An 18,803-nucleotide genomic window follows, 5' to 3' on the forward strand; every position below is an offset into this window, starting at 1 on the left:
TAATTATCCCTTCTTCATCATCTTTTTCTATATTTTATCATAAAAATATTTTGCTTCTTGGTACACAAAAGGAATTTTTTAATGAATTCTTTCGGGGAATACGTTAAATAAAACAGAAGCACCAACTTTAACGCTAGAGGATATAATCAATAGTGTCTATGTTAGAAGCTGCTCGATCCATTTTAAATAATGAACCGCTTCCTGACATTAAAGCTGTATCAAGCAGTAACTTTTCAGAAATACAACAAACTGTACGTTCAATTATTGAAGAGGCCCAACATACAAATACCCATCATCTCATTTTAGTATCTGGCGAGCCAGGAGCAGGTAAAACATACCTGGGTCTGACCATTGCACATGAGATGAAAAATGCAGTTTATTTATCTGGCAACGGACCATTAGTAGATGTATTACAAGATACGTTGAAAAATAGAACTTTCGTACAAGGTTTATATGGATATAAAATGGACTTTCTCGAAAAGAGAATGATTCCCAAAGAACAGATTATCATTTTTGATGAAGCTCAACGGACATGGGATACAAAAGGGTCGATCAATCACTAAAAGAAATCGAAAAGCCCAAAACTTAAGTGAACCTGATATTATAATGAATATTACAACAAACAATAAACCGTGGAGTGTAACAATTGGCTTAATTGGTGAAGGACAAGAGATTTATTCTGGTGAAGAAGGCGGCCTTGCTTTATGGAATACTGCGATCGCTGGAAAAAACGTGACTGTTCACTCTAAACATCCTAATTCTATATTTACAAATACAGCACATTATAGAACACATTCTCAGCTACATTTAAACTCATCTTTCCGTGCTCATGCAGCTTTAAAATACTATGAAATTATTAATACCTTATTAGATACTAATTTTGAACAAACAAAACAGCTTATTCATAGGCTACCAAAAGAACATTATCAACTTTTTATTACGCGTGATTTAGCCAAAGCCCCACTTACTTTACATCAGCTTTATCAGGATGATACAAAAACTGTTAGCGTTGTCTGTGCTGGTGGCGCTAATCGTCAAAAGGAAGCCCCTGTTTTACCAAGGGATGAACGGTATGAACGGCCTAGTAAGATCGCTCAATACTTTAACTATCCCGAATCCTAGTACTATTGTAGGGCGCTCAACTATAGCTCAACTGAATTTCAAACACAGGGACTTGAACTAGATATGACGCTTGTTCATTGGGATGATGATCTATATCTACAGAAGGGGACTTGGAAGGGACAGCACTATCAATGGGGTGTTAAAGATCCGTTCCAAATTAAGCTCTATGCATATAGAGTTATTTTAACAAGAGGTCGTGATGGAACAATTATTTACATCCCACCAAAACCGATTCTAGATGAGACTTGGAACTTATTAAAAAACGATTTGCACATTCCTGAATTGATGTTTTAGAGATTCTGAATAAAAGAAGTGTAAAAAACGTTATTCTTTCTAAAAAGATACTAGAAAGAATAACGTTTTTATGAATTTTTCGATTCAACATGAATTACAACTTTTTGCAGAAAAATTACAGCAATATTTGACAATTTCATACATAGACAATTATTCAATGGGATTATCTGTTCCTAAAAAAACTTGTACAGAACCTTTCTTAGATACTAGTAGGTTCAGAGACTAATATTGTTTTAATGGAATTAATCTCTTTTCTTTCATTAGTAGTTGGGTCAAATCCCATTAAGTTACCAATAGCTGTATCAAAATTTTCAAGAGCTACCTTTTCCGTAATTAAATTCGATAATTCTGGAAGATCTATAGCACAGGATAAAGCCTTTTCCATCATATGATGCGCTTCTCCAGTTCCAATAATTGTAATCCCTTTTGATAGTAATTCAAACGGTTTAATCTTAAACTCATAGGTATCATCAAACCCCATCGGAATAAGCCTTCCACCTTTTTCAATTAACGGATATGCCCAGTCTAGTTGATTACCTATGGCATCAAAAATTACATCGAACTTTCTTCCTTGATTAATCCGGTAGATTTCTTCTAAAGTAAGTTTTTGCGGATGATATACATATTTAGTTATTTTTCGTGCAGCTTCTGTTCTAAAGGGACCAATTTCCGTGGCAACTGTAATTCTAGAAAGTTTTCTAGCAATCATCTGAACTAATAGTCCAATCGGCCCAGACCCTAAAACTAGAACAGAGTCATCTGGTTTTATATTAGCTTTTTCTATAACGCTAAGAACACATGAAAGAGGTTCAATTAATGTTGCTCTCTCCCATTCCATTGATTCAGGTAATTTGTAAATAAATCTATCTTCTCCAACGTAATATTCTCCAAAAGTCCCATGAGCACCAATTCCTAGCTGCCATTCATCAAACTCTTCGCAATAGCATGTTAAACCTTTTCTACAGTAATAACATTTCCCACAAAACTGGGTAGGATCAATTACAACACGATCTCCCACGGTTACATTTCTAACCTCTTCTCCTACCTCCACTACGACTCCAACCGATTCATGTCCCATAACCATATTTGGAGCGGCATACATCTTCCCTTTTAATACATTTAGATCGGTCCCACAAATCCCAGTACCATAAATCTTGACTTTTACATCATTATTTTTTTGTATTTGAGGTTCTTCCACTTCTTTATATTCTAACGCTTTATTTTCAGTCCATACCAATGCCTTCATACTTTTTCACGCTCCGTTTCCAATTAATTTTCTCCAATAAATTTTGGTGTAATTCTTTGGTAGAAGCTGCTATACATGACTGCTGGTTAGTATAACTGAGATCTGTTAAAAGAGTTTCATCTAAAGAATTACCATATGCGTCAGTAATAAATACTCCTGCTTTTTTCGCTAGAAATACACTAGCAGCTATATCATATGGAAAGAGGTGTAAGACTTGACCATTTCCTACCCTTTGAAAATCTGGTAACAAATCTGGATAATCTTTAAGAAGTCTATTCCCGATATCTACATATGCATCCATTTGACCTGTAATAATTCGTGAAATAGAATAAGATGCACTATTAAATATAAATACGCCACCATTATTTGCTGACTCATCAATTAGATGTCCATAAGCTTCAATCATTAAATTAGTAGGATGACCGTTAAATTCAAAACTCCAAAACATATTCTTAATATCTTTACCCTGACTTAAGTTTGGTAATTGGCTATTATAGCCTTCAAATTCAATGGAATTTGAAAAAATATCACTATACATGTAGTTACCTGTTTTCAGTTCCATTAAAAACGCATATTCAATATCTTTAATTTTAGAGTTGTCCTTGTATTTTGCTAAAGCAATAGAAATACAAGACATTTCAAGTCCTGCAGCTGCAGGACGTGTACCATCAATTGGATCTACAATTAAAATATATTGTGGATTTTCTCCAAAAATCTTAAGTCCACCATCTTCAGTATAGAATGCAACCGGTTCTTTCTTATCTGCTATATAATCTAGAACCGCATTTTCTGCTGCAGCATCAATATTAAACTGTGCGTCTCCACCTGGGGAATATCCATTAACCAAACGATTTTTCAAAATTCCCTTTTGACTTTTCACCTTATCATATACGTATTTTCCTAACTCAATAATATAGGTTTTCATTTGATCTCCTCCAATAGATGAGTTAATTTATAACACAATTCTTCTGCTTCACTTAGAGTAATAGTAAGAGGTGGACGAATTTTAAAAACATTTCCGTAGCCATATCTAGACGTTCTGATAATTATGCCATGATCCATAGCACGTTTTGCAATATGATTTGTAAGCTCAACATCGGGTTCATTATTATCTTTTACTATTTCAACCCCAATCATTAAACCTACACCCCTTACATCTCCAATAAACTTAAATCTATCTTTCATTTTTTCTAAACGTTCCATTATATAATTTCCAACGACAGTCACGTTGTCCAAAAATCCAGGTCTTTGTAATATATCAATTGTGGTACATGCTGCAGCAGACGCCATTACATTGGATCCATAAGTAAAAGAGTGATGATGCCCAGGCATTCCCACATACTTCTCTTCGGTAAGAATAGCTGCAACTTGGAATCCAGTTCCACCTAAACCTTTAGCTACTGTCATCATATTCGGTTGTACATCAAAGTAATCAGCAGCAAACATCTTACCTGTCCTACCAAATCCAGTTTGTATTTCATCAAAAATTAATGCAATATCGTGTTCTTCACATAATTTTTTTAACGCTTTGAAATATCCTTTTGGTGGAACAATATTTCCTCCATTTCCTGAGATCGGCTCCACCATAATAGCTGCAACATTCCCAGTACTTGCATATTCAATAAAATCATTAATCCTCTCCACACATAGCATTCCACAAGAATCAGATTTTTGATTATAAAAACAACGCATGCAATAAGGGTCTGGGACTTGCAATCCAAAGGAAAATTGAGGTGGGAATGGTTCTCTTCGAAAAGCATTTCCTGAAAGAGCTGACATCATATATGTTTGTCCCAAATGGCTGCGGAACAAAGAAATAACATCACGTTTCCCAGTTTTGTATTGTGCCATTTTAATAGCACCTTCATTCGCTGCTGAACCACTGCTAACTTTTGGGTGTGCTCTTGTGAGATTGCTAGGAGCAATTTCAACAAGTTTCTCTGCTAATTTATTTACGGGGTCTGTTTGATAGGATGAAGTAACATGAATAAGATTATCCATTTGATTTTTTACTACGTCGATCACTTCTTTATTACTGTACCCTAAATTCAAATTGAATGTAGCTGATGCGCAGTCAAAATATTTATTTCCATTTTGATCGTAAAGGTAGATGCCTTCCCCTCTCTCCATTACAACATCGTCTACTTTGTAATACAGACTGTCAGGGTTTGTTAAACTTTTAACTTTACCATTCATTTTTACAACACTCCTATTATTTTAGTAATGTTAAAATTTGTTTGTTAGGGGCCCCACCTAACAAATAATGGATTATGACTGTATTTACTTATGCACCAAAATTTGAAAATTGTTATTAAATAACAGTCTCATAATATAATGTGAAATATCCATACTACAAGTTAATTTAAAGTAAATTATGTTGAGAAAGTAAAAAATAATGAATTTTTAGAAAAAATAAAATAAAAGGTAGTATAATTAAAAATTATTAACATTTAAAAATTTAATTTTAAAATTAAAATTTTTTCTACATAACAATATCGGTAATATCTAGATATTAAATATTTAGTATATGCAATTGATTTAAACAATAATAAATTATTTATAAGGGGGAGAAATAGTTGTTAAAACGTTTACTTTGGATAAGCTTCTTTTCTTACATGTTAATCGCTTTTACCTTAGTCATCATTGGTGCAATGCTACCTGAGATTCTACTTCACTATAACCAAAATTATAGTAATGGTGGTTTACTCATCTTTGGTCAATTTGTTGGTTTTTTATTTGGTGTACTTAGCATGCCTATCCTAGTTAGAAAACTAGGACGTAAAAATGTTGTTCTCCTAGGTTTAATTATGATTAGTTTTGAACTTTTTTCATTTTTCCTACCAACTTGGCATTTTCTTTTTCCATTAGTTGGATTAGCAGGATTCGGGGCTGGATTAGCAGAATCTTGTATTGGCACAATCATCTTAGTTACATTTCAAGAAAAACAAGCCTCAGCAATGGGTAAACTAGAGGTTGCATTTGGATTAGGTGCACTATTCATGCCACTTTTCTCGAGCATACTTATAAGTAAGGGTATTTGGGAGTATGCATTTTTAATATTGGGGTTGAGCTCATTTTTAGTTATGATTGGATGGAAGGTATTGTCTTTTGGTGAAATAGATGAATTTCTTATAAAGAATACCAATCCCAATACACCTATTAATAAAACAACTGGTTCTTATACTAAAAAGACGTTTTTAATCATTACATTTTCTGCGATATATTTCTTCTGTTATGGTGGGAGCGAAGTATCTATTGTTCATTTTTTACCTTCACTTTTCATGGAAGAGTGGGAAGTCCCTAATTCTCTTGCAACACTGACTGTAACTGTTTACTGGACGGCAATGGTAATAGGGCGCGCGTTAACAGGTGTTATCTCTGAAAAGCTTACCTATAACAAGTTTTTACTTTCAATTAATATCGGCGGCTTAGTTGTACTTATTTTGCTAGCCATTAGCGGTAATGTCTGGTTAGGTTTCTTTCTGTGCTTCTTTCTGGGTTTATTTATGGCAGCAATGTTCGCGATTGCCTTAATTATCACAAACCTATATTTTCCTGGTCAAACAGAAAAGACAACTAGTATATTATTAGCTACAAACGGCCTAGGTGGATCATTAATCCCAATTATTATAGGACAAAGTATGGATAAGTACCCTACCCAAATTACTTTCTGGCTATTTGCCTGTATAATGTTACTCATGCTCATATTGATAATTGGAATTCAAGTTTTAGGAAATACTCATTTATCAGTTATAAGAGAACATAAAAACAATCATGAAATTTAGATTCTAGAGTTTTGATAAAAGTATATAAAGAAGAGCAAGCATAATCGTAGATTTCCGATAAACCATATTTTATAACACCTCTGGGTTAAAAACCCCATGGATTTTTAATAAAAAACCGCTTAGCTTTTCATTTTGAGGATATTTGCTGTTCTTAACTTGATAACGATATCGTACCTTCAGCATTTCGGAGAAAACACATGCTAAGTAAAAAAATGAGCCGTCCATATGGACAGCTCATTTACATAATCTTAGTTTGTTAACTTTAGTCATTCACTAGTTAAATAATCAAAATACGTTCTTTGTCTAGTAACTCTAAGAATTCTTCTAGTTATTCTAAGTTCAATTTGAATATCTTTTTCTGATTCATTAATAAGCTCCCCAATTATTTTACTTCCAAGGACTGTGAGGTCAAAAAATGACAATTCCATTCCAAAATTGGCATCGATTGCCCCAATTTCACTTTGTTTAAAAGTGAGGGATTCTTATGTAAAAAATGCTATCAAACTCCAATCGATCAAGCCATCCTTCCTGTATATTTCTACAAAAAGAATAGTGATTTTTTGGGGCTATATGAATAGAAATTTATTTTAATTTAAATTACACCTTTTTCCCTTAAGGTTATTTACTGTATTAATAAGGAAAGTTAGTCAACAGACCAGAAATAAACAAGGTGCACCCATGTTCTAAAATTAACAGGACTTATAATAAGCATTATAATACAAAGGATACAACCTATAATATCAATGCTAAGAAATAACTTCCCCTTTATTGTTTTCATTTATAACTATTCCCTTCCAGATGCCACCTTAAATTTATTATTCTCAATATAATAATATACATTTTGTCTTTCAACTATTTTTTACATTCAATTACTGTTGTTGGTTCTGGCGCAACAAATACTGTTACTGTGTACACCCGGGTAGCAAAATAACAATTACCGATGAAATTAAAAGTACATCTGAACAGATTGAAGAATTCACTACAAAAAAGCTAACAAAGTAAAAGTAAACAAGATATAGATTTAAATTATATTTCTCAACAACCAAAATTACTTAACATTGTAAAATAACAATTGGGTTGGCACCCAATACCATATTACACTGGTGCCAGTCCCAGTAAGGCACTTTTGGGTGTCTTTTCTTTTGTTTGAAACACATTCTGGCAAAATACCTGTATCTTTGCTGATTTACGACTCACATAAACCAACAAACTTCGTATATATAATTTGTTACCCTAAATGGGTTGACAATACGAACAGTTATAGGAGGATTTTGTGAATGGTAAAAACAGCTTGTGTAAGTATGATTACTGGGATTCTTTTAATATGTTCAACAGGATGTGCCACTCAAACTGATTCTATTACAGCTAAAACTCAATCAATAGATGATGGCACTTATACAACAAAAGAGATCACAGACACATTTCCTGTTGGGATACCCATAACTACCTACATTCGAAAAGAAGAAAAACTGAACGTAAAATATCTCACCAGTATTACGCTTACAGATGATGGCGTCGGTAGAGTTCTAGAAGCAACGGATGGTTTTGTTGTCGTATGTGGGAATGAAAAAGGAGTTTTTGATGTGTTAATATTTAAAACTATGGAAGATGTAAAGAAATATGAACAGAGTTTAGCGCGATAATTAATTTCCTTCGTATGCCTTTTACACAGAAATTGTCCCCTTGCTATATCCTTTTCTACGTACAGTATAATTGCATCGTGAGTACACACGTTATAATAGTCACCTAATTACATATGAAGAGGTGCAAAAAATGAATAAAACAGAATTAACAAAAGTAGTAGCAGAAAAAGCTGACCTTACACAAAAAGATGCAGCAGCAGCAACACAAGCTTTATTAGATACAATAACAAATGCGTTAGCAACTGGAGAGAAAGTACAGATTCTTGGTTTTGGTACATTTGAAGTACGTGAAAGATCTGCACGTACAGGACGTAACCCACAAACAGGTGAAGAAATGCAAATCGAGGCTTCAAAAGCACCTGCTTTTAAAGCTGGAAAAGAATTAAAAGTGTCAGTGAAATAATTATACATATTGAAAAGGTCTTGATATTCATACCAAAACCTTTTCAATATCTTTTTTGCATAAAACAAAAAGTATCATCCAATATAGATTAAATGATACCTCCTTATTTATAAACGTAACATATGTAATGCTTCAAAAGCATATTGCAATAACATATACTTACACTCAGTATTTATACTTGTACGAAGTACACTTGGGTGATACCATGTTTCCCCAAGTTCAACCGTCTTGATAGCGATGTGGCGGTACCCCTACTATCCCTCTTTAACTTAAATTTCTATTGCATTAACTATAGGATAACCTGTAGATATAACACACTCTCTTTAGGTTTTTTAGATTTTTTCAATTCTTTGTTTGCTTTATCTATTAATTTAGAAGCAGTCTTTAATCTTTCAACCCCACCATCAACTTCATATTCTTTACCCTTATCTAAACCGCCTTGTATGATTTCTACCCCATCTTTTACATGAATCATCGCTAAACCTACATTTTGTTGTACTGGGAAATCTTCTACTTCATACTCTAACTTACTTATTTTGTCCACTAACTCTAAATAAGGTTTAGATACTTCTTTTAATTCTTCTGACTTTTTCTTCATTGACTTGCTACTTTTTACAATACCGTCTATTTCTTTAGATTGTTCAGAGAAATCTTTCATTAAATATGCTAGGTTCTTACTGAAATCTTCTTTTTTATTCTGTTTAACAGAAGCTTCCATTGCTTCACCTTTCTTAACCTTAGTCTCACATCCCACTCCAGTTAACATTAACATTGGAACTACTACAAAAGATAAAATCTTACGTTTCATTGACATATACTGCACTTATTATTATTTACAAAAAAATTGGTAAACCAGATAAAAGAACAAATCCTATTTATTTTAAAATTATTTCTTGTATGTTTACTACTCAAATTCTAATGAATTGTATATTTATTTCTTTAGTTGGTAAAGATATCGAGAATTTCCGTCAAATCTTTATATTATTTGAAGCTTTTGTATTCTTCGTTGGAGCTATTTATTCGTTTAAATTATATAGACAAGAATTCAAATAATTTACTTGCAAGAAACAATAAAAAACTGTATTAAATCTTGCATGCTCCTAGGGGTCACTATATATGAACACTACGTATTTGACTTTCTCAATGACCAACATTACTTAACGTGGTAAAATAGTATTCGGATGGAAATCCAATGTTATTAAAAGTAAAGTGGTTATCAAGTCGGAGGAAGGCACCTTATGGTGTCTTTTCTTTTTAAAATATATAAGCGCACCATCCCTTTCCTAATAGAGGCCTCCCCTCATGCCTCCTTACATGGAGAATGGTAAGACTTTTATATTTATCCAATTACCGAGCTCTCAAATGTTTTAAATAGTTACAATACATGTATTGCTTCAATAACATATGATTATTCTTAAGAATGACATTGAAATGTACCAAAAGATGTTAGTGCAGCAAAATAAATTGTGTTATGATGTGAGCAAATATAAAGCTATATAACGGAGGGATTCACATGCCGCATGTTGTGTTTCGTGGAATTACTACTGAACAATTAAAACGTATAAGCAAGCCATTAGTAGAAGAGCTCGCAGAGATTTGTGAGTGTGGTACGGATAATTTTACCTTAGAACTACCAAGTTCTACGTTTATATTCAATGGAGAAGAAATAGAAGCGTTTCCTCTTATTGAAGTGAAATGGTTCGAGCGTGGACAGGAAATTCGTGATCGATTTGCCAAGGCCATTACTACATATGTAATGGATTTTGGACTTCCAGAAGTAGAGGTTGTATTTACGGTTTTCACTGAATCAGCATATTATATTAACGGGAAGCATTGTGCAAGTTAGAGCTATTTGAAAGATTTTTGTAACATTTATAAGGGGTACCACCACATTGCCATCAACCTAAGAGAAGTACGTACACAAAAACAGAAAATAATGAAGAAAATAATAAAAAAGCTTATCATTAAGTGCTAAAGGATAAGCTTTTTGTATATCTATTAAATCTTATTGGATCTCTTCCAAGCTATTACTGTAATAAGATATTGAATACCAAATAAGAAAATGAAAAGTATAATGAATTTTGCTATTGCTGCTAACCATCCACCGAAATCTTCAGGGAAGTAATATTTGTATGTAGTAGCACCTATTGCGACAAAACAAAAAATAAAGGTATTACTCATTTTTTCTTTTAATTTTTCATTTAATTGTTCTTTATTAATAATATCTGTTTCATAAACGCCAGTCAGAATTGATTTAGTAAAAAAGAATATCATATAACAAATTATAATGGCTAATGAAGCAATCCATTCTAGGAATGGGCGGTGTAGATATGCTCCTCTTATGATAACATCTATAAAAGCTAAAAGTAGGACAATAATTCCAGATTGCGCCCAAATTTTCATTTCGATTTGTTGAATTCTTTCATCTGAGTGTGTACTGAGTGAAAACCATTTTTTTAGTTTTTCCATTTTAGAGTTCCTCCCAAAATAATTTAGCTAAACTCTTATCTAATGTTTAGCTATATGCATACAAGCCTTTAAAGAAGGGTTACACTTATTGCTTTCAATAAGGCTACTGGTTTGTCGCGTAACGTTTACAACATTGGCCAACTCCTGTTGAGTTAGACTCTTTTAACTCTTGCAATTTTCTCTTTACTTACAAACATTAAATAAATCTTATATTCTATATATTAAATTATCAATCTAATAAATGCAATATATATTTTACATTAAGACACATATACATTGCTAATCTCTTTATTTTTGTGTCTAAAACTATCCTACAAATATAAAAGTAAATTTTTTGTAGGATCATAGAAAAGGATGATTTTTTTATGTATGTTTCTGTGTATGATGAATTAGAACTATTTGCTCAAGGGATTCAAATTTTTTATCTCCAAATATCTTGCAGTATCTTGCTAGAGATGTTGGTTTTGTGCAACAAAACAGACAGTACCAAGCAAAAGATTTATGTGTATGAGTTGGCCAAAATATAGCTTCTTTTGCCCAATTATCTAGCTGCTTAGAAGTATCAACAAAATTCCTCATCAGCCCGGAGTGACTAAATCAACGGTTTAATAAGGGGACCATACGACTGTTACAACACCTACTTTCTGACAAAGACCTACTTATTTATTATTTTAAGGATATTTTCTTTTGTTAGCTTAATAGTGTTTGGTTATCTTCCACATTTCAAAGAACACCCATGATAAGAAAAAATAAAATGAGCCCTCCATATGGACAGCTCATTTTATTTTTGTTATTGGGAGCTATTGCAAACTACTTATATTTTGAGTAAGGTCAATCTTTGTTTTGTTTTTCTAAAAGTTGAATAACTTTATCTAACTTTTGCTCAACTGAATCTTGCTTTTTGTAATTACTAGTATGTTGAATTAAACGTATAATCCCCCCAAGCAGTGCACCGATGATCAATAAAATAATAGCAACTCCAATATAATAAATAGAGTTTTCTAAAGGCATTATACAGAACCTCCTTTTCCCTATTTTACCATTTATGAGAAGTGATTTATTGTTTGATTTTGGTTGTATACTCTATACATGTCAAGTTAGTATAACGTGTCATTATCGGTACCAAGAGCAAAGAGGCTCCTATTCTCAGAAAGAAATCTCCTTTTTCTTTTAGTTATTTTCGTAACCCTAATGTAACAGCAAGGGATTTATGTATCCGAATTTTGGCGTACTTTATATTAAATATGCATAATTACATAATTATTCTTTATATAACAATATTGAAATTTACATTTTTAACCTGTAAAATACAGGATGTTAAATAAATACCTAAGGAGTTGTTAATATGAAAAAATTTATGGGCATGTTAGCTATGTGTTTTGCACTTACACTAGCTTTTTTACCAACTATTTCAAAAGCGGATTCTTCTCCACTACGAAGTGTTAGCATTAGTGCTGTAGGCGATAATAACAAAATGTATAGTGCAAGTTCTTACTTATCTATTCCTGTTCTTAAAGGCGATTACCTTTATGTGAAAGTTAGTGAAGTAGGTACACCGGATTCATATTCTGAGGCTTTAACTATTAATGGTGTTAGATATTCAGGAAGTTCTTTAGACGAAGTCGGTTCTTATACTGGTCCATTCGGATCTGAAAAAACATTTAGATTACGTATTAAGGATTCTTACATCTTCTCAAATACACCAAATTCAACAAACACTATAGCTTTTGAAGCTAGAGTTCCTTTCTCAATGCAAGTATTATCTAAAAGTATATCGGTTCATGTAGAATAATTTATAACATTATTATTAATAAAAAATACATCCCTATAAGGATGTATTTTTTATTTAATTGAAGAAAAGACGATGCATACAATATCAAAATCTAATTAACATATCATTTGATTATCGGTAGCAAGATTAAAGATGCCCCTACTCTCGGAAAGAAACCTTCTTTTTCTTTTAGTTATTTGCTTGTCCCGAATGTAACAGCGAGGAATTTATATATTCGAGTTTTGGTTTACTTTCATTTGAAATGCAAATACCAATACATTGCAACTTCATTGCTTTCTTCATGTATCCCTCTATATACTAAAAAATCCAACCCACCTATTACAAACCCACATTTTTCATAGAACCTACATGCTGCTACATTATTATTTTGTGTTTCAAGCATTATACCTGGCATATTGCTTTTTTTTGCCCACTGTGTTGCTTGGGCAATTAACCTCCTACCAACTCCAAGTGAACGATATTTTTTATCCACCTTTATATCTTCTATGTAAGCATAGTGATTCCAATTCTTTTTCAATACCATTACTCCTATAATTTGGTCATGTAAAATTGCTATGTAAATTACTTGTTCAGGCTTATTTATATACTCAGTGTATGCTAGTTTATCATCATATTGGTCTTGTAAATATCTTTTCTCATAACTTGGAACGTCTTCTACTGTATATTCTATTTGCTTATTTATTTTTGAAAGAGAAAAAATCAACCGAGAATTTACTATAAAACTATCATCGATCTCCGGTAAATTGTCTAAATCATCTACTTCTAATTCTCTAATTAAAAGGTTCATCATATTCTCCTTTACGTGGGACCTCCAATTCATATTATTCCCCCTAGTTCTTTCCATGTCCCTTATTCAATTCTAATTTACTAACTGATTAGCGTTATTGCAAATCAAAATAATAAAACCGCATCTCCAATTGTTAGATAACTATCTAATACATTGGAGATGCGGTTCACTTAGGTCGTTGAGGATTCATCTACCCTTTTTACTTGAAAATTACGTCCATCATACTAATTTAATCTTATATTCCTGAAGCCAACTATTAACTTGAAGTAAATAATCTATTATACCTCGTGCATCATTACCTGAAATTACTTCGTCTTTTCCTTCTGCAATAGCACGAACTCTTTCTATATTAATTAATGGCAAAATAGGTGATTGAGGATCGTTCAACACATGTAACATCCAATCACTAATACCTTGTAGATAAGAGGCATCCTTTGTGCTTGGATATGCACTTTTTTTACGATAACGTACATCCTCTGGAAGTACATTTTCAAAAGCTCGACGTAAAATACCTTTTTCAATATTGTCTATACTCTTCATTTCGAATGGGACATTCCATAAGTATTCTACAAGCCGGTAATCACAAAATGGAACTCGTACTTCAAAGCCATTCATCATACTTGTGCGATCTTTTCGTTCTAGCATAAATGGCAAGAAACGTGTAATAAACATGTAAGACATTTGACGTTGCTTCCTTTGCAGATCACTTTCACCTTCTAAAAAGGGAACTTCAGCAACTGCATCTTCAAATTTTTGTTTTTGATATTTTTCAGGGCTAATCTTCGCTTTAAGATCCTCAGATAAAATTTCGGTACTATACCATAAATTAACACTCCAAGGGAATATCTCTGCATCTAAAAACTTCTCTTGATGGAACCATGGATATCCTGAGAATACTTCATCTGCAGATTCGCCTGAAAGTGCAACTGTTGCGTCTTTTTTCATTTCCTTAAATAGCAAATAAAGAGACGTTTCTAGTTCTCCAACTCCTGGTAAATCACGCGCTCGCATTGGAATTAATAAATGCTCTATTAAACTATCTGATCCTAACTCTATAGAATGATGCTTTGTCCCTACATATTCAGCTACACGTTTCACCCAAGGTTCATCACGATCAAAACGAAGGAAGTCTTGCTCAAAGTCTTTTTCATCATTGATGAAATTCAGGGAATATGTATGAAGACGTTCCCCTTTATTCCCAAATTCGTTTCCTGCTAAACCTGTTAGACCACTTGAGTCTAAACCTCCGGAAAGCATAGATACTACCGGTCTATCAGCAATTAACTGACGTTTAACCGTATCTTGTAAAATGGAGCGGATTGTCTCCACTGTCGTATCAATATCATCTATATGATTTTTACTTTCAAGTTTCCAATACTGTGTCGTATTCGAGCCATTAGTGGTAAACGTCATATAATGACCAGCACGCACTTCGTGTATATCCTTGAAAACCGCATGACCTGGAGTACGTGTTGGTCCAAGACAAAATATCTCAGAAAGTCCTTCTTTATCTACTTCTGCATCTACAAGCGGGTGCGAAAGTAAAACTTTTAACTCTGAACCAAAGAGAATTGCACTCCCTCTTTGAGCAAAGAATAAAGGCTTCACCCCTAGATGATCACGACCAAGCATCAATTTCCCAAATCGTTCATCCCAAATACCAAAAGCAAAAATCCCATTTAAGTGTTGAACACAATCTTCTTGCCATTCTAAATAAGCATGTAGTAATACCTCTGTATCAGACTTTGTCTGAAATTCATGACCTTTCTCCTCAAGTTCTTTACGTAATTCTTGATAGTTATAAATTTCTCCATTGAACGTAAGGCCAATCGTATCATTTCCATCTTTATACAGCATAGGTTGAAGGCCACCTTCAGGATCAATGACGATGAGACGTCGATGACCTAATGCCGCTCGTTTTGAAAACCAATGCCCCTCTGCATCAGGTCCTCGGTGAATGATAGCATCTGTCATTTTTTTTAACGTTTCTTGTTCATTAGACAGGTCTCTAGACCAGTCTATCCACCCTGCAATTCCACACATAGTGTCTACCTTCTCTCAAATAGTATAGAAATCGACTAAAATCAAAAATCAGTCGGTTTTCCGTAAAAAAAATCCGACTAAAAACATCTTTTAGTCATGTTTATATAATAAAATGAATTGAATAAAAAATCAAATAATTCAACCGATAAAGAAATCACTTTGCCATTTTACTTGAATTCCCATCGTCCAATTAAAAAGTTATTAGCTTATACTTTCACTTTTATCCTAATCTATAAAGTTGCATTCTATTATAGTTATATATTAGAAATAAGAATGATGTGTGTTATTCTATAAGAAGCAACTAGGGGACTTTCTATTAGGCATTAAGAAATGATAAATAGACTGATAGATAATGTAATGAAAGAAAACTTCGCTAAATATTTCAAGGATAGGGTGTAGACAATGATAAAATTAGAAAAAGAGAATAAAAAAAAGAAAATCATTCAATCTGCCACAATACTGTTCTCTACGCGTGGTGTCCGTAACACAACGGTTGATGAAATTGCAAAAAAAGCAAAAGTTGGTAAAGGAACTATTTATTATTACTATACAGATAAAACTGAAATATTATGTGACTGCTATATGCGTCATATTCAGCTTAAACGCTCACAATTATTTGATTTATATAAAAAGGAAAAAGATGTTTTAGTTCAAATACAAAAAATTCTTCATTATATCAGCCTAGAATATCATCAGGATCCCTTTGTTTCTACACTCTTTCAAGAATATAAAGAATACCATTCAGCTGAAATTACCGCTTGCTTTAAAAAATCTGAAGAAGAAGCAATTAAAATGATAAGTAATTTACTTGAAAAAGGTTATCAGCAAGGAGCTTTGCATGAGGTACCTTTACCGCTAACAGCATTTATGTTAGTACGAATGATTTTTAACTATGAACAGGATTATATAAAAGATGATAAAAGTGATAAAGAATTTCTGCAGTTGCTAAAGCATATGCTTCTTAAAAACTAGTTTTAACCACATACAAAAAATAATTGTGGTACAAATATATATAAAAGAACGCGAATATCAGTACGTTCTAATCTTTTTATAATGTCTTGTGAGATAGAAACACTAGCCCCTCTACGCCTAGGACTGCTTTATTTAGTTACTAGTTTTCATCAATCCGTGAACTTAGTAGCTACATCCAAAGGCTCAACTCTCCCTTCTGGGAATTGAGCCTTTTATTTATTATATTAAGACTGTTTTTGGAGCATTTCGTATAAGTAGGATTTAACTCACTAAGGCTATTTTCAGTGATGGCATATTAGCGATAATTTACGTCTATTCTGAAGTGTTAGCAAGTGCATTTCCAAACTTGCTAACATTTTTTTATAACAATTGTGTAATGCTTCAAAAAGTAGGAATCCATTTTGATTAATCTTTTTCAAAATGGATTCCTTTTTTCTTTTATCAATACTCATACGTTACAATTGTATCAGTAGTACCACTAAAACAATTGGAGCAACCACCACAGCCACCACATCGACGAGCAGCATCTTCAATATAGTAATATGAAGATTTATTTTGCTGTTCCTAATACACAATATTTCCAGAATGTTAATCATTAAAACTTAACGCTTGTAATTCTTGTTGAAACTGATTCATTTTCATGACCTCCGCTTTATAAATTACAACCCTATCGATGCTTCCCTATATTTCTATTCGTTAAATCTAAGTAGAAATAACGCTATAAACTAAGTTCAATACGTACACCAACAAAATATGACTTATTACTAGCCGATGCTCTTTGTTCATATACCTATTTTTAGGTTATTTTTACAAATTTCGTAAAGAACCTTTTGATACATTACTTATTAGCTTACCTGAAGAAATTTCTTTAGTTGGTGATTTTCCAATTTTTTTTACTATCAACCAATTAAAAAAAAGAAAAATTTTCATTTAGGGGCTAATTTAAAATCTTAAGTTGATGGACATATGGCTGCTCCATGCTAAATATTCTTGCTTTTAAATCACTTTCAATATATTATATCCATATGGCAATATAGAAATTACGATATACAAAAAGGATTAAATCTATTATTAAGATTTAAATCCTTTTCAAAGATAAAAGAATTTCACCCAAACGTAATATAACTTATGCTTGTCTTTTTATGATGTATTTAGTAAAAACACATTTTTTATCAATACAATAGTGTTTTCAATACAACTGGAAACTTTTAAATAGAAGTTTATTTACTTTCAATGATATGCGTTAGTGTTCTAAAACATAGAGAAACATGGCACCATACAAAGTACTCTGACAAACCTGAGAGGTTTTATATCTAGTTTGCTCATCTCAGTTACAACAAAAGAGCCTTACCTATCTAGGCAAGACTCTACTAGTTGAGTTAGTTGCATACTATTCATGTAACAACTAAGATACAAAAAACATATAATACCAAGTAGCAGAACCCTAATATTCCTCCTACAGCTAATACCTGTTTAGCCCAACTTTTAATTTTCAGATTACTGTAAATCACTTTTACTCTTTCCATATTTCCTCCTATTAGGGAAAACCCTTAAAGACTCACACCTCGCTATGTTACCATTAAAGAATGACTAATAGGGCCAAATTTTTGTCTAAACGTATAAATATGCAATATTGCATACAAAAATGTATTGTTATAAATGTAAGCGCTTACTATAATAAGGTTATAAAGATTAACACATCTTAATACAAAAACAGAGGAGAGAATACTATGGAAATCGCAATGGCAGTTTTAAAATTTATAGGTGGAGCAATCCCATTAATTCAAGAACTTCTAAAAGCATTTATGTAAATTCATTATTTAGCAATTCTTTATAAATATTATCATACAAATGATCTGTATATCAAAGCTGAATTGATTTACAGATCATTTGCGTGAGCAAGGCCCCTTTAACATTATTAAGGGGCTTTTTTAAATGCATAAGGTACGTCACATCAACATCAAGTTAGCAAAACAAAATGAAAAATACGCCAGCCATTCCTATGATACTACAAAAAGAATAGCGTATTTTTCATTTTGGAGCTTTATAAAACTTTAACTTAATGGTGATGAGGTAACAGTTATGATTTAGGGATAAGATTAGATTATACAAAGATTATCTACCGATATGTGGAAGATGAAGAATACACTTGCGAAATTGAAACGATTGAATTAAAGAACTTGATATTAGTATGGTTGTATCGGTTTCCTTTTAAATTATATACGTCTACTTTACCATCGATAAGAA

General features: G+C 32.5%; 14 protein-coding genes and 7 pseudogenes. 10 read left to right on the plus strand and 11 right to left on the minus strand.

The features are described from left to right. Positions 1 to 103: 103 nt before the first annotated feature. A pseudogene (locus ACTFRS_RS05975) lies at positions 104 to 1,416 on the plus strand (DNA/RNA helicase domain-containing protein); the annotation flags it as partial. Between the two features lie 199 nt (positions 1,417 to 1,615). Here the strand turns inward: ACTFRS_RS05975 and ACTFRS_RS05980 are convergent. Genes ACTFRS_RS05980 through ACTFRS_RS05990 form a run of 3 tightly spaced genes read right to left on the minus strand, consistent with a single transcriptional unit; the run spans position 1,616 to position 4,858 of the window. Next, the gene (locus ACTFRS_RS05980) at positions 1,616 to 2,662 is read right to left on the minus strand and encodes a zinc-dependent alcohol dehydrogenase (RefSeq protein WP_087953781.1); all 1,047 of its coding nucleotides are present in this window, start codon (positions 2,660 to 2,662) and stop codon (positions 1,616 to 1,618) included. Next, the gene (locus ACTFRS_RS05985) at positions 2,640 to 3,587 is read right to left on the minus strand and encodes an inositol monophosphatase family protein (RefSeq protein ID WP_139869132.1); all 948 of its coding nucleotides are present in this window, start codon (positions 3,585 to 3,587) and stop codon (positions 2,640 to 2,642) included. Before ACTFRS_RS05985 ends, ACTFRS_RS05980 begins: the two co-directional genes overlap by 23 nt. Then, positions 3,584 to 4,858, minus strand: a complete 1,275-nt coding sequence (locus ACTFRS_RS05990; RefSeq protein WP_139869133.1) for an aspartate aminotransferase family protein — start codon at positions 4,856 to 4,858, stop codon at positions 3,584 to 3,586. The genes ACTFRS_RS05985 and ACTFRS_RS05990 overlap by 4 nt, the downstream gene beginning before the upstream one ends. Positions 4,859 to 5,238: 380 nt before the next feature. On the opposite strand from ACTFRS_RS05990, the gene ACTFRS_RS05995 reads away from it, so the two are divergent. The 3 genes from ACTFRS_RS05995 (at position 5,239) to ACTFRS_RS06005 (ending at position 8,493) form a co-directional block, all read left to right on the plus strand. Next, on the plus strand, positions 5,239 to 6,447 hold the full coding sequence (locus ACTFRS_RS05995) for an MFS transporter (RefSeq protein ID WP_431084560.1): 1,209 nt from the start codon (positions 5,239 to 5,241) through the stop codon (positions 6,445 to 6,447). Positions 6,448 to 7,724: 1,277 nt separating this feature from the next. After that, positions 7,725 to 8,090, plus strand: coding sequence for a hypothetical protein (locus ACTFRS_RS06000; protein WP_139869135.1), 366 nt, complete (start codon positions 7,725 to 7,727; stop codon positions 8,088 to 8,090). 130 nt (positions 8,091 to 8,220) lie between these two features. Then, positions 8,221 to 8,493 carry an HU family DNA-binding protein gene (locus ACTFRS_RS06005; RefSeq protein ID WP_139869136.1) on the plus strand — a complete coding sequence of 91 codons (273 nt, stop codon included), beginning with the start codon at positions 8,221 to 8,223 and terminating at the stop codon, positions 8,491 to 8,493. A 110-nt stretch (positions 8,494 to 8,603) separates the two neighbouring features. On the opposite strand, the pseudogene ACTFRS_RS06010 reads toward ACTFRS_RS06005, so the two are convergent. Further along, positions 8,604 to 8,723, minus strand: a pseudogene (locus ACTFRS_RS06010) (GNAT family N-acetyltransferase); the annotation flags it as partial. A gap of 59 nt (positions 8,724 to 8,782) precedes the next feature. After that, a complete protein-coding gene (locus ACTFRS_RS06015) occupies positions 8,783 to 9,307 on the minus strand; it encodes a hypothetical protein (RefSeq protein ID WP_440023952.1) in 525 nt (174 codons plus the stop codon). A 5-nt stretch (positions 9,308 to 9,312) separates the two neighbouring features. On the opposite strand from ACTFRS_RS06015, the pseudogene ACTFRS_RS06020 reads away from it, so the two are divergent. Both ACTFRS_RS06020 and ACTFRS_RS06025 read left to right on the plus strand, forming a co-directional pair. Further along, positions 9,313 to 9,546 (plus strand): annotated as a pseudogene (locus tag ACTFRS_RS06020) (6-aminohexanoate hydrolase); the annotation flags it as partial. A gap of 460 nt (positions 9,547 to 10,006) precedes the next feature. Beyond that, a complete protein-coding gene (locus ACTFRS_RS06025) occupies positions 10,007 to 10,339 on the plus strand; it encodes a DUF1904 family protein (RefSeq protein WP_018768188.1) in 333 nt (110 codons plus the stop codon). A gap of 152 nt (positions 10,340 to 10,491) precedes the next feature. Here ACTFRS_RS06025 and ACTFRS_RS06030 read toward each other — a convergent pair whose 3' ends face one another. After that, positions 10,492 to 10,962, minus strand: a complete 471-nt coding sequence (locus ACTFRS_RS06030) for a DUF6773 family protein (protein WP_139869139.1) — start codon at positions 10,960 to 10,962, stop codon at positions 10,492 to 10,494. Between the two features lies 1 nt (position 10,963). Then, positions 10,964 to 11,159: pseudogene (locus ACTFRS_RS06035) on the minus strand (helix-turn-helix transcriptional regulator). A 168-nt stretch (positions 11,160 to 11,327) separates the two neighbouring features. On the opposite strand from ACTFRS_RS06035, the pseudogene ACTFRS_RS06040 reads away from it, so the two are divergent. After that, a pseudogene (locus ACTFRS_RS06040) lies at positions 11,328 to 11,551 on the plus strand (IS4 family transposase); the annotation flags it as partial. Positions 11,552 to 11,793: 242 nt separating this feature from the next. Here ACTFRS_RS06040 and ACTFRS_RS06045 read toward each other — a convergent pair. Next, positions 11,794 to 11,973, minus strand: a complete 180-nt coding sequence (locus ACTFRS_RS06045; RefSeq protein WP_139869140.1) for a DUF4083 family protein — start codon at positions 11,971 to 11,973, stop codon at positions 11,794 to 11,796. A 334-nt stretch (positions 11,974 to 12,307) separates the two neighbouring features. Here ACTFRS_RS06045 and ACTFRS_RS06050 point away from each other — a divergent pair, with 334 nt between their 5' ends. Continuing rightward, on the plus strand, positions 12,308 to 12,754 hold the full coding sequence (locus ACTFRS_RS06050) for a hypothetical protein (protein WP_139869141.1): 447 nt from the start codon (positions 12,308 to 12,310) through the stop codon (positions 12,752 to 12,754). A gap of 232 nt (positions 12,755 to 12,986) precedes the next feature. Here ACTFRS_RS06050 and satA read toward each other — a convergent pair whose 3' ends face one another. Next, a complete protein-coding gene (satA, locus tag ACTFRS_RS06055; RefSeq protein ID WP_139869142.1) occupies positions 12,987 to 13,541 on the minus strand; it encodes a streptothricin N-acetyltransferase SatA in 555 nt (184 codons plus the stop codon). Positions 13,542 to 13,760: 219 nt separating this feature from the next. Then, entirely contained in the window at positions 13,761 to 15,584 is a 1,824-nt protein-coding gene (gene asnB, locus ACTFRS_RS06060) for an asparagine synthase (glutamine-hydrolyzing) (RefSeq protein ID WP_139869143.1), read from the minus strand. 402 nt (positions 15,585 to 15,986) lie between these two features. On the opposite strand from asnB, the gene ACTFRS_RS06065 reads away from it, so the two are divergent. After that, positions 15,987 to 16,556: a TetR/AcrR family transcriptional regulator gene (locus ACTFRS_RS06065; RefSeq protein WP_139869144.1), complete on the plus strand. Its 570-nt coding sequence runs from the start codon at positions 15,987 to 15,989 to the stop codon at positions 16,554 to 16,556. Positions 16,557 to 16,997: 441 nt separating this feature from the next. Here ACTFRS_RS06065 and ACTFRS_RS06070 read toward each other — a convergent pair. Next, positions 16,998 to 17,198: pseudogene (locus ACTFRS_RS06070) on the minus strand (heterocycloanthracin/sonorensin family bacteriocin). Between the two features lie 983 nt (positions 17,199 to 18,181). Here ACTFRS_RS06070 and ACTFRS_RS06075 point away from each other — a divergent pair. Continuing rightward, positions 18,182 to 18,367: pseudogene (locus ACTFRS_RS06075) on the plus strand (hypothetical protein). Positions 18,368 to 18,803 lie beyond the last annotated feature (436 nt).

It is taken from the genome of Bacillus cereus group sp. MYBK139-1 (genome assembly GCF_051916915.1).
GTDB classification, from domain to species: domain Bacteria; phylum Bacillota; class Bacilli; order Bacillales; family Bacillaceae_G; genus Bacillus_A; species Bacillus_A pacificus.

Bases quoted from the DNA above. Each gene is read 5' to 3' on its own strand.
- ACTFRS_RS05980 (WP_087953781.1), bottom strand. From the start codon at position 2,662: ATGAAGGCATTGGTATGGACTGAAAATAAAGCGTTAGAATATAAAGAA.
- ACTFRS_RS05985 (WP_139869132.1), bottom strand. From the start codon at position 3,587: ATGAAAACCTATATTATTGAGTTAGGAAAATACGTATATGATAAGGTG.
- ACTFRS_RS05990 (WP_139869133.1), bottom strand. From the start codon at position 4,858: ATGAATGGTAAAGTTAAAAGTTTAACAAACCCTGACAGTCTGTATTAC.
- ACTFRS_RS06000 (WP_139869135.1), top strand. From the start codon at position 7,725: ATGGTAAAAACAGCTTGTGTAAGTATGATTACTGGGATTCTTTTAATA.
- ACTFRS_RS06005 (WP_139869136.1), top strand. From the start codon at position 8,221: ATGAATAAAACAGAATTAACAAAAGTAGTAGCAGAAAAAGCTGACCTT.
- ACTFRS_RS06015 (WP_440023952.1), bottom strand. From the start codon at position 9,307: ATGTCAATGAAACGTAAGATTTTATCTTTTGTAGTAGTTCCAATGTTA.
- ACTFRS_RS06025 (WP_018768188.1), top strand. From the start codon at position 10,007: ATGCCGCATGTTGTGTTTCGTGGAATTACTACTGAACAATTAAAACGT.
- ACTFRS_RS06030 (WP_139869139.1), bottom strand. From the start codon at position 10,962: ATGGAAAAACTAAAAAAATGGTTTTCACTCAGTACACACTCAGATGAA.
- ACTFRS_RS06045 (WP_139869140.1), bottom strand. From the start codon at position 11,973: ATGCCTTTAGAAAACTCTATTTATTATATTGGAGTTGCTATTATTTTA.
- ACTFRS_RS06050 (WP_139869141.1), top strand. From the start codon at position 12,308: ATGAAAAAATTTATGGGCATGTTAGCTATGTGTTTTGCACTTACACTA.
- satA (WP_139869142.1), bottom strand. From the start codon at position 13,541: ATGAACCTTTTAATTAGAGAATTAGAAGTAGATGATTTAGACAATTTA.
- asnB (WP_139869143.1), bottom strand. From the start codon at position 15,584: ATGTGTGGAATTGCAGGGTGGATAGACTGGTCTAGAGACCTGTCTAAT.
- ACTFRS_RS06065 (WP_139869144.1), top strand. From the start codon at position 15,987: ATGATAAAATTAGAAAAAGAGAATAAAAAAAAGAAAATCATTCAATCT.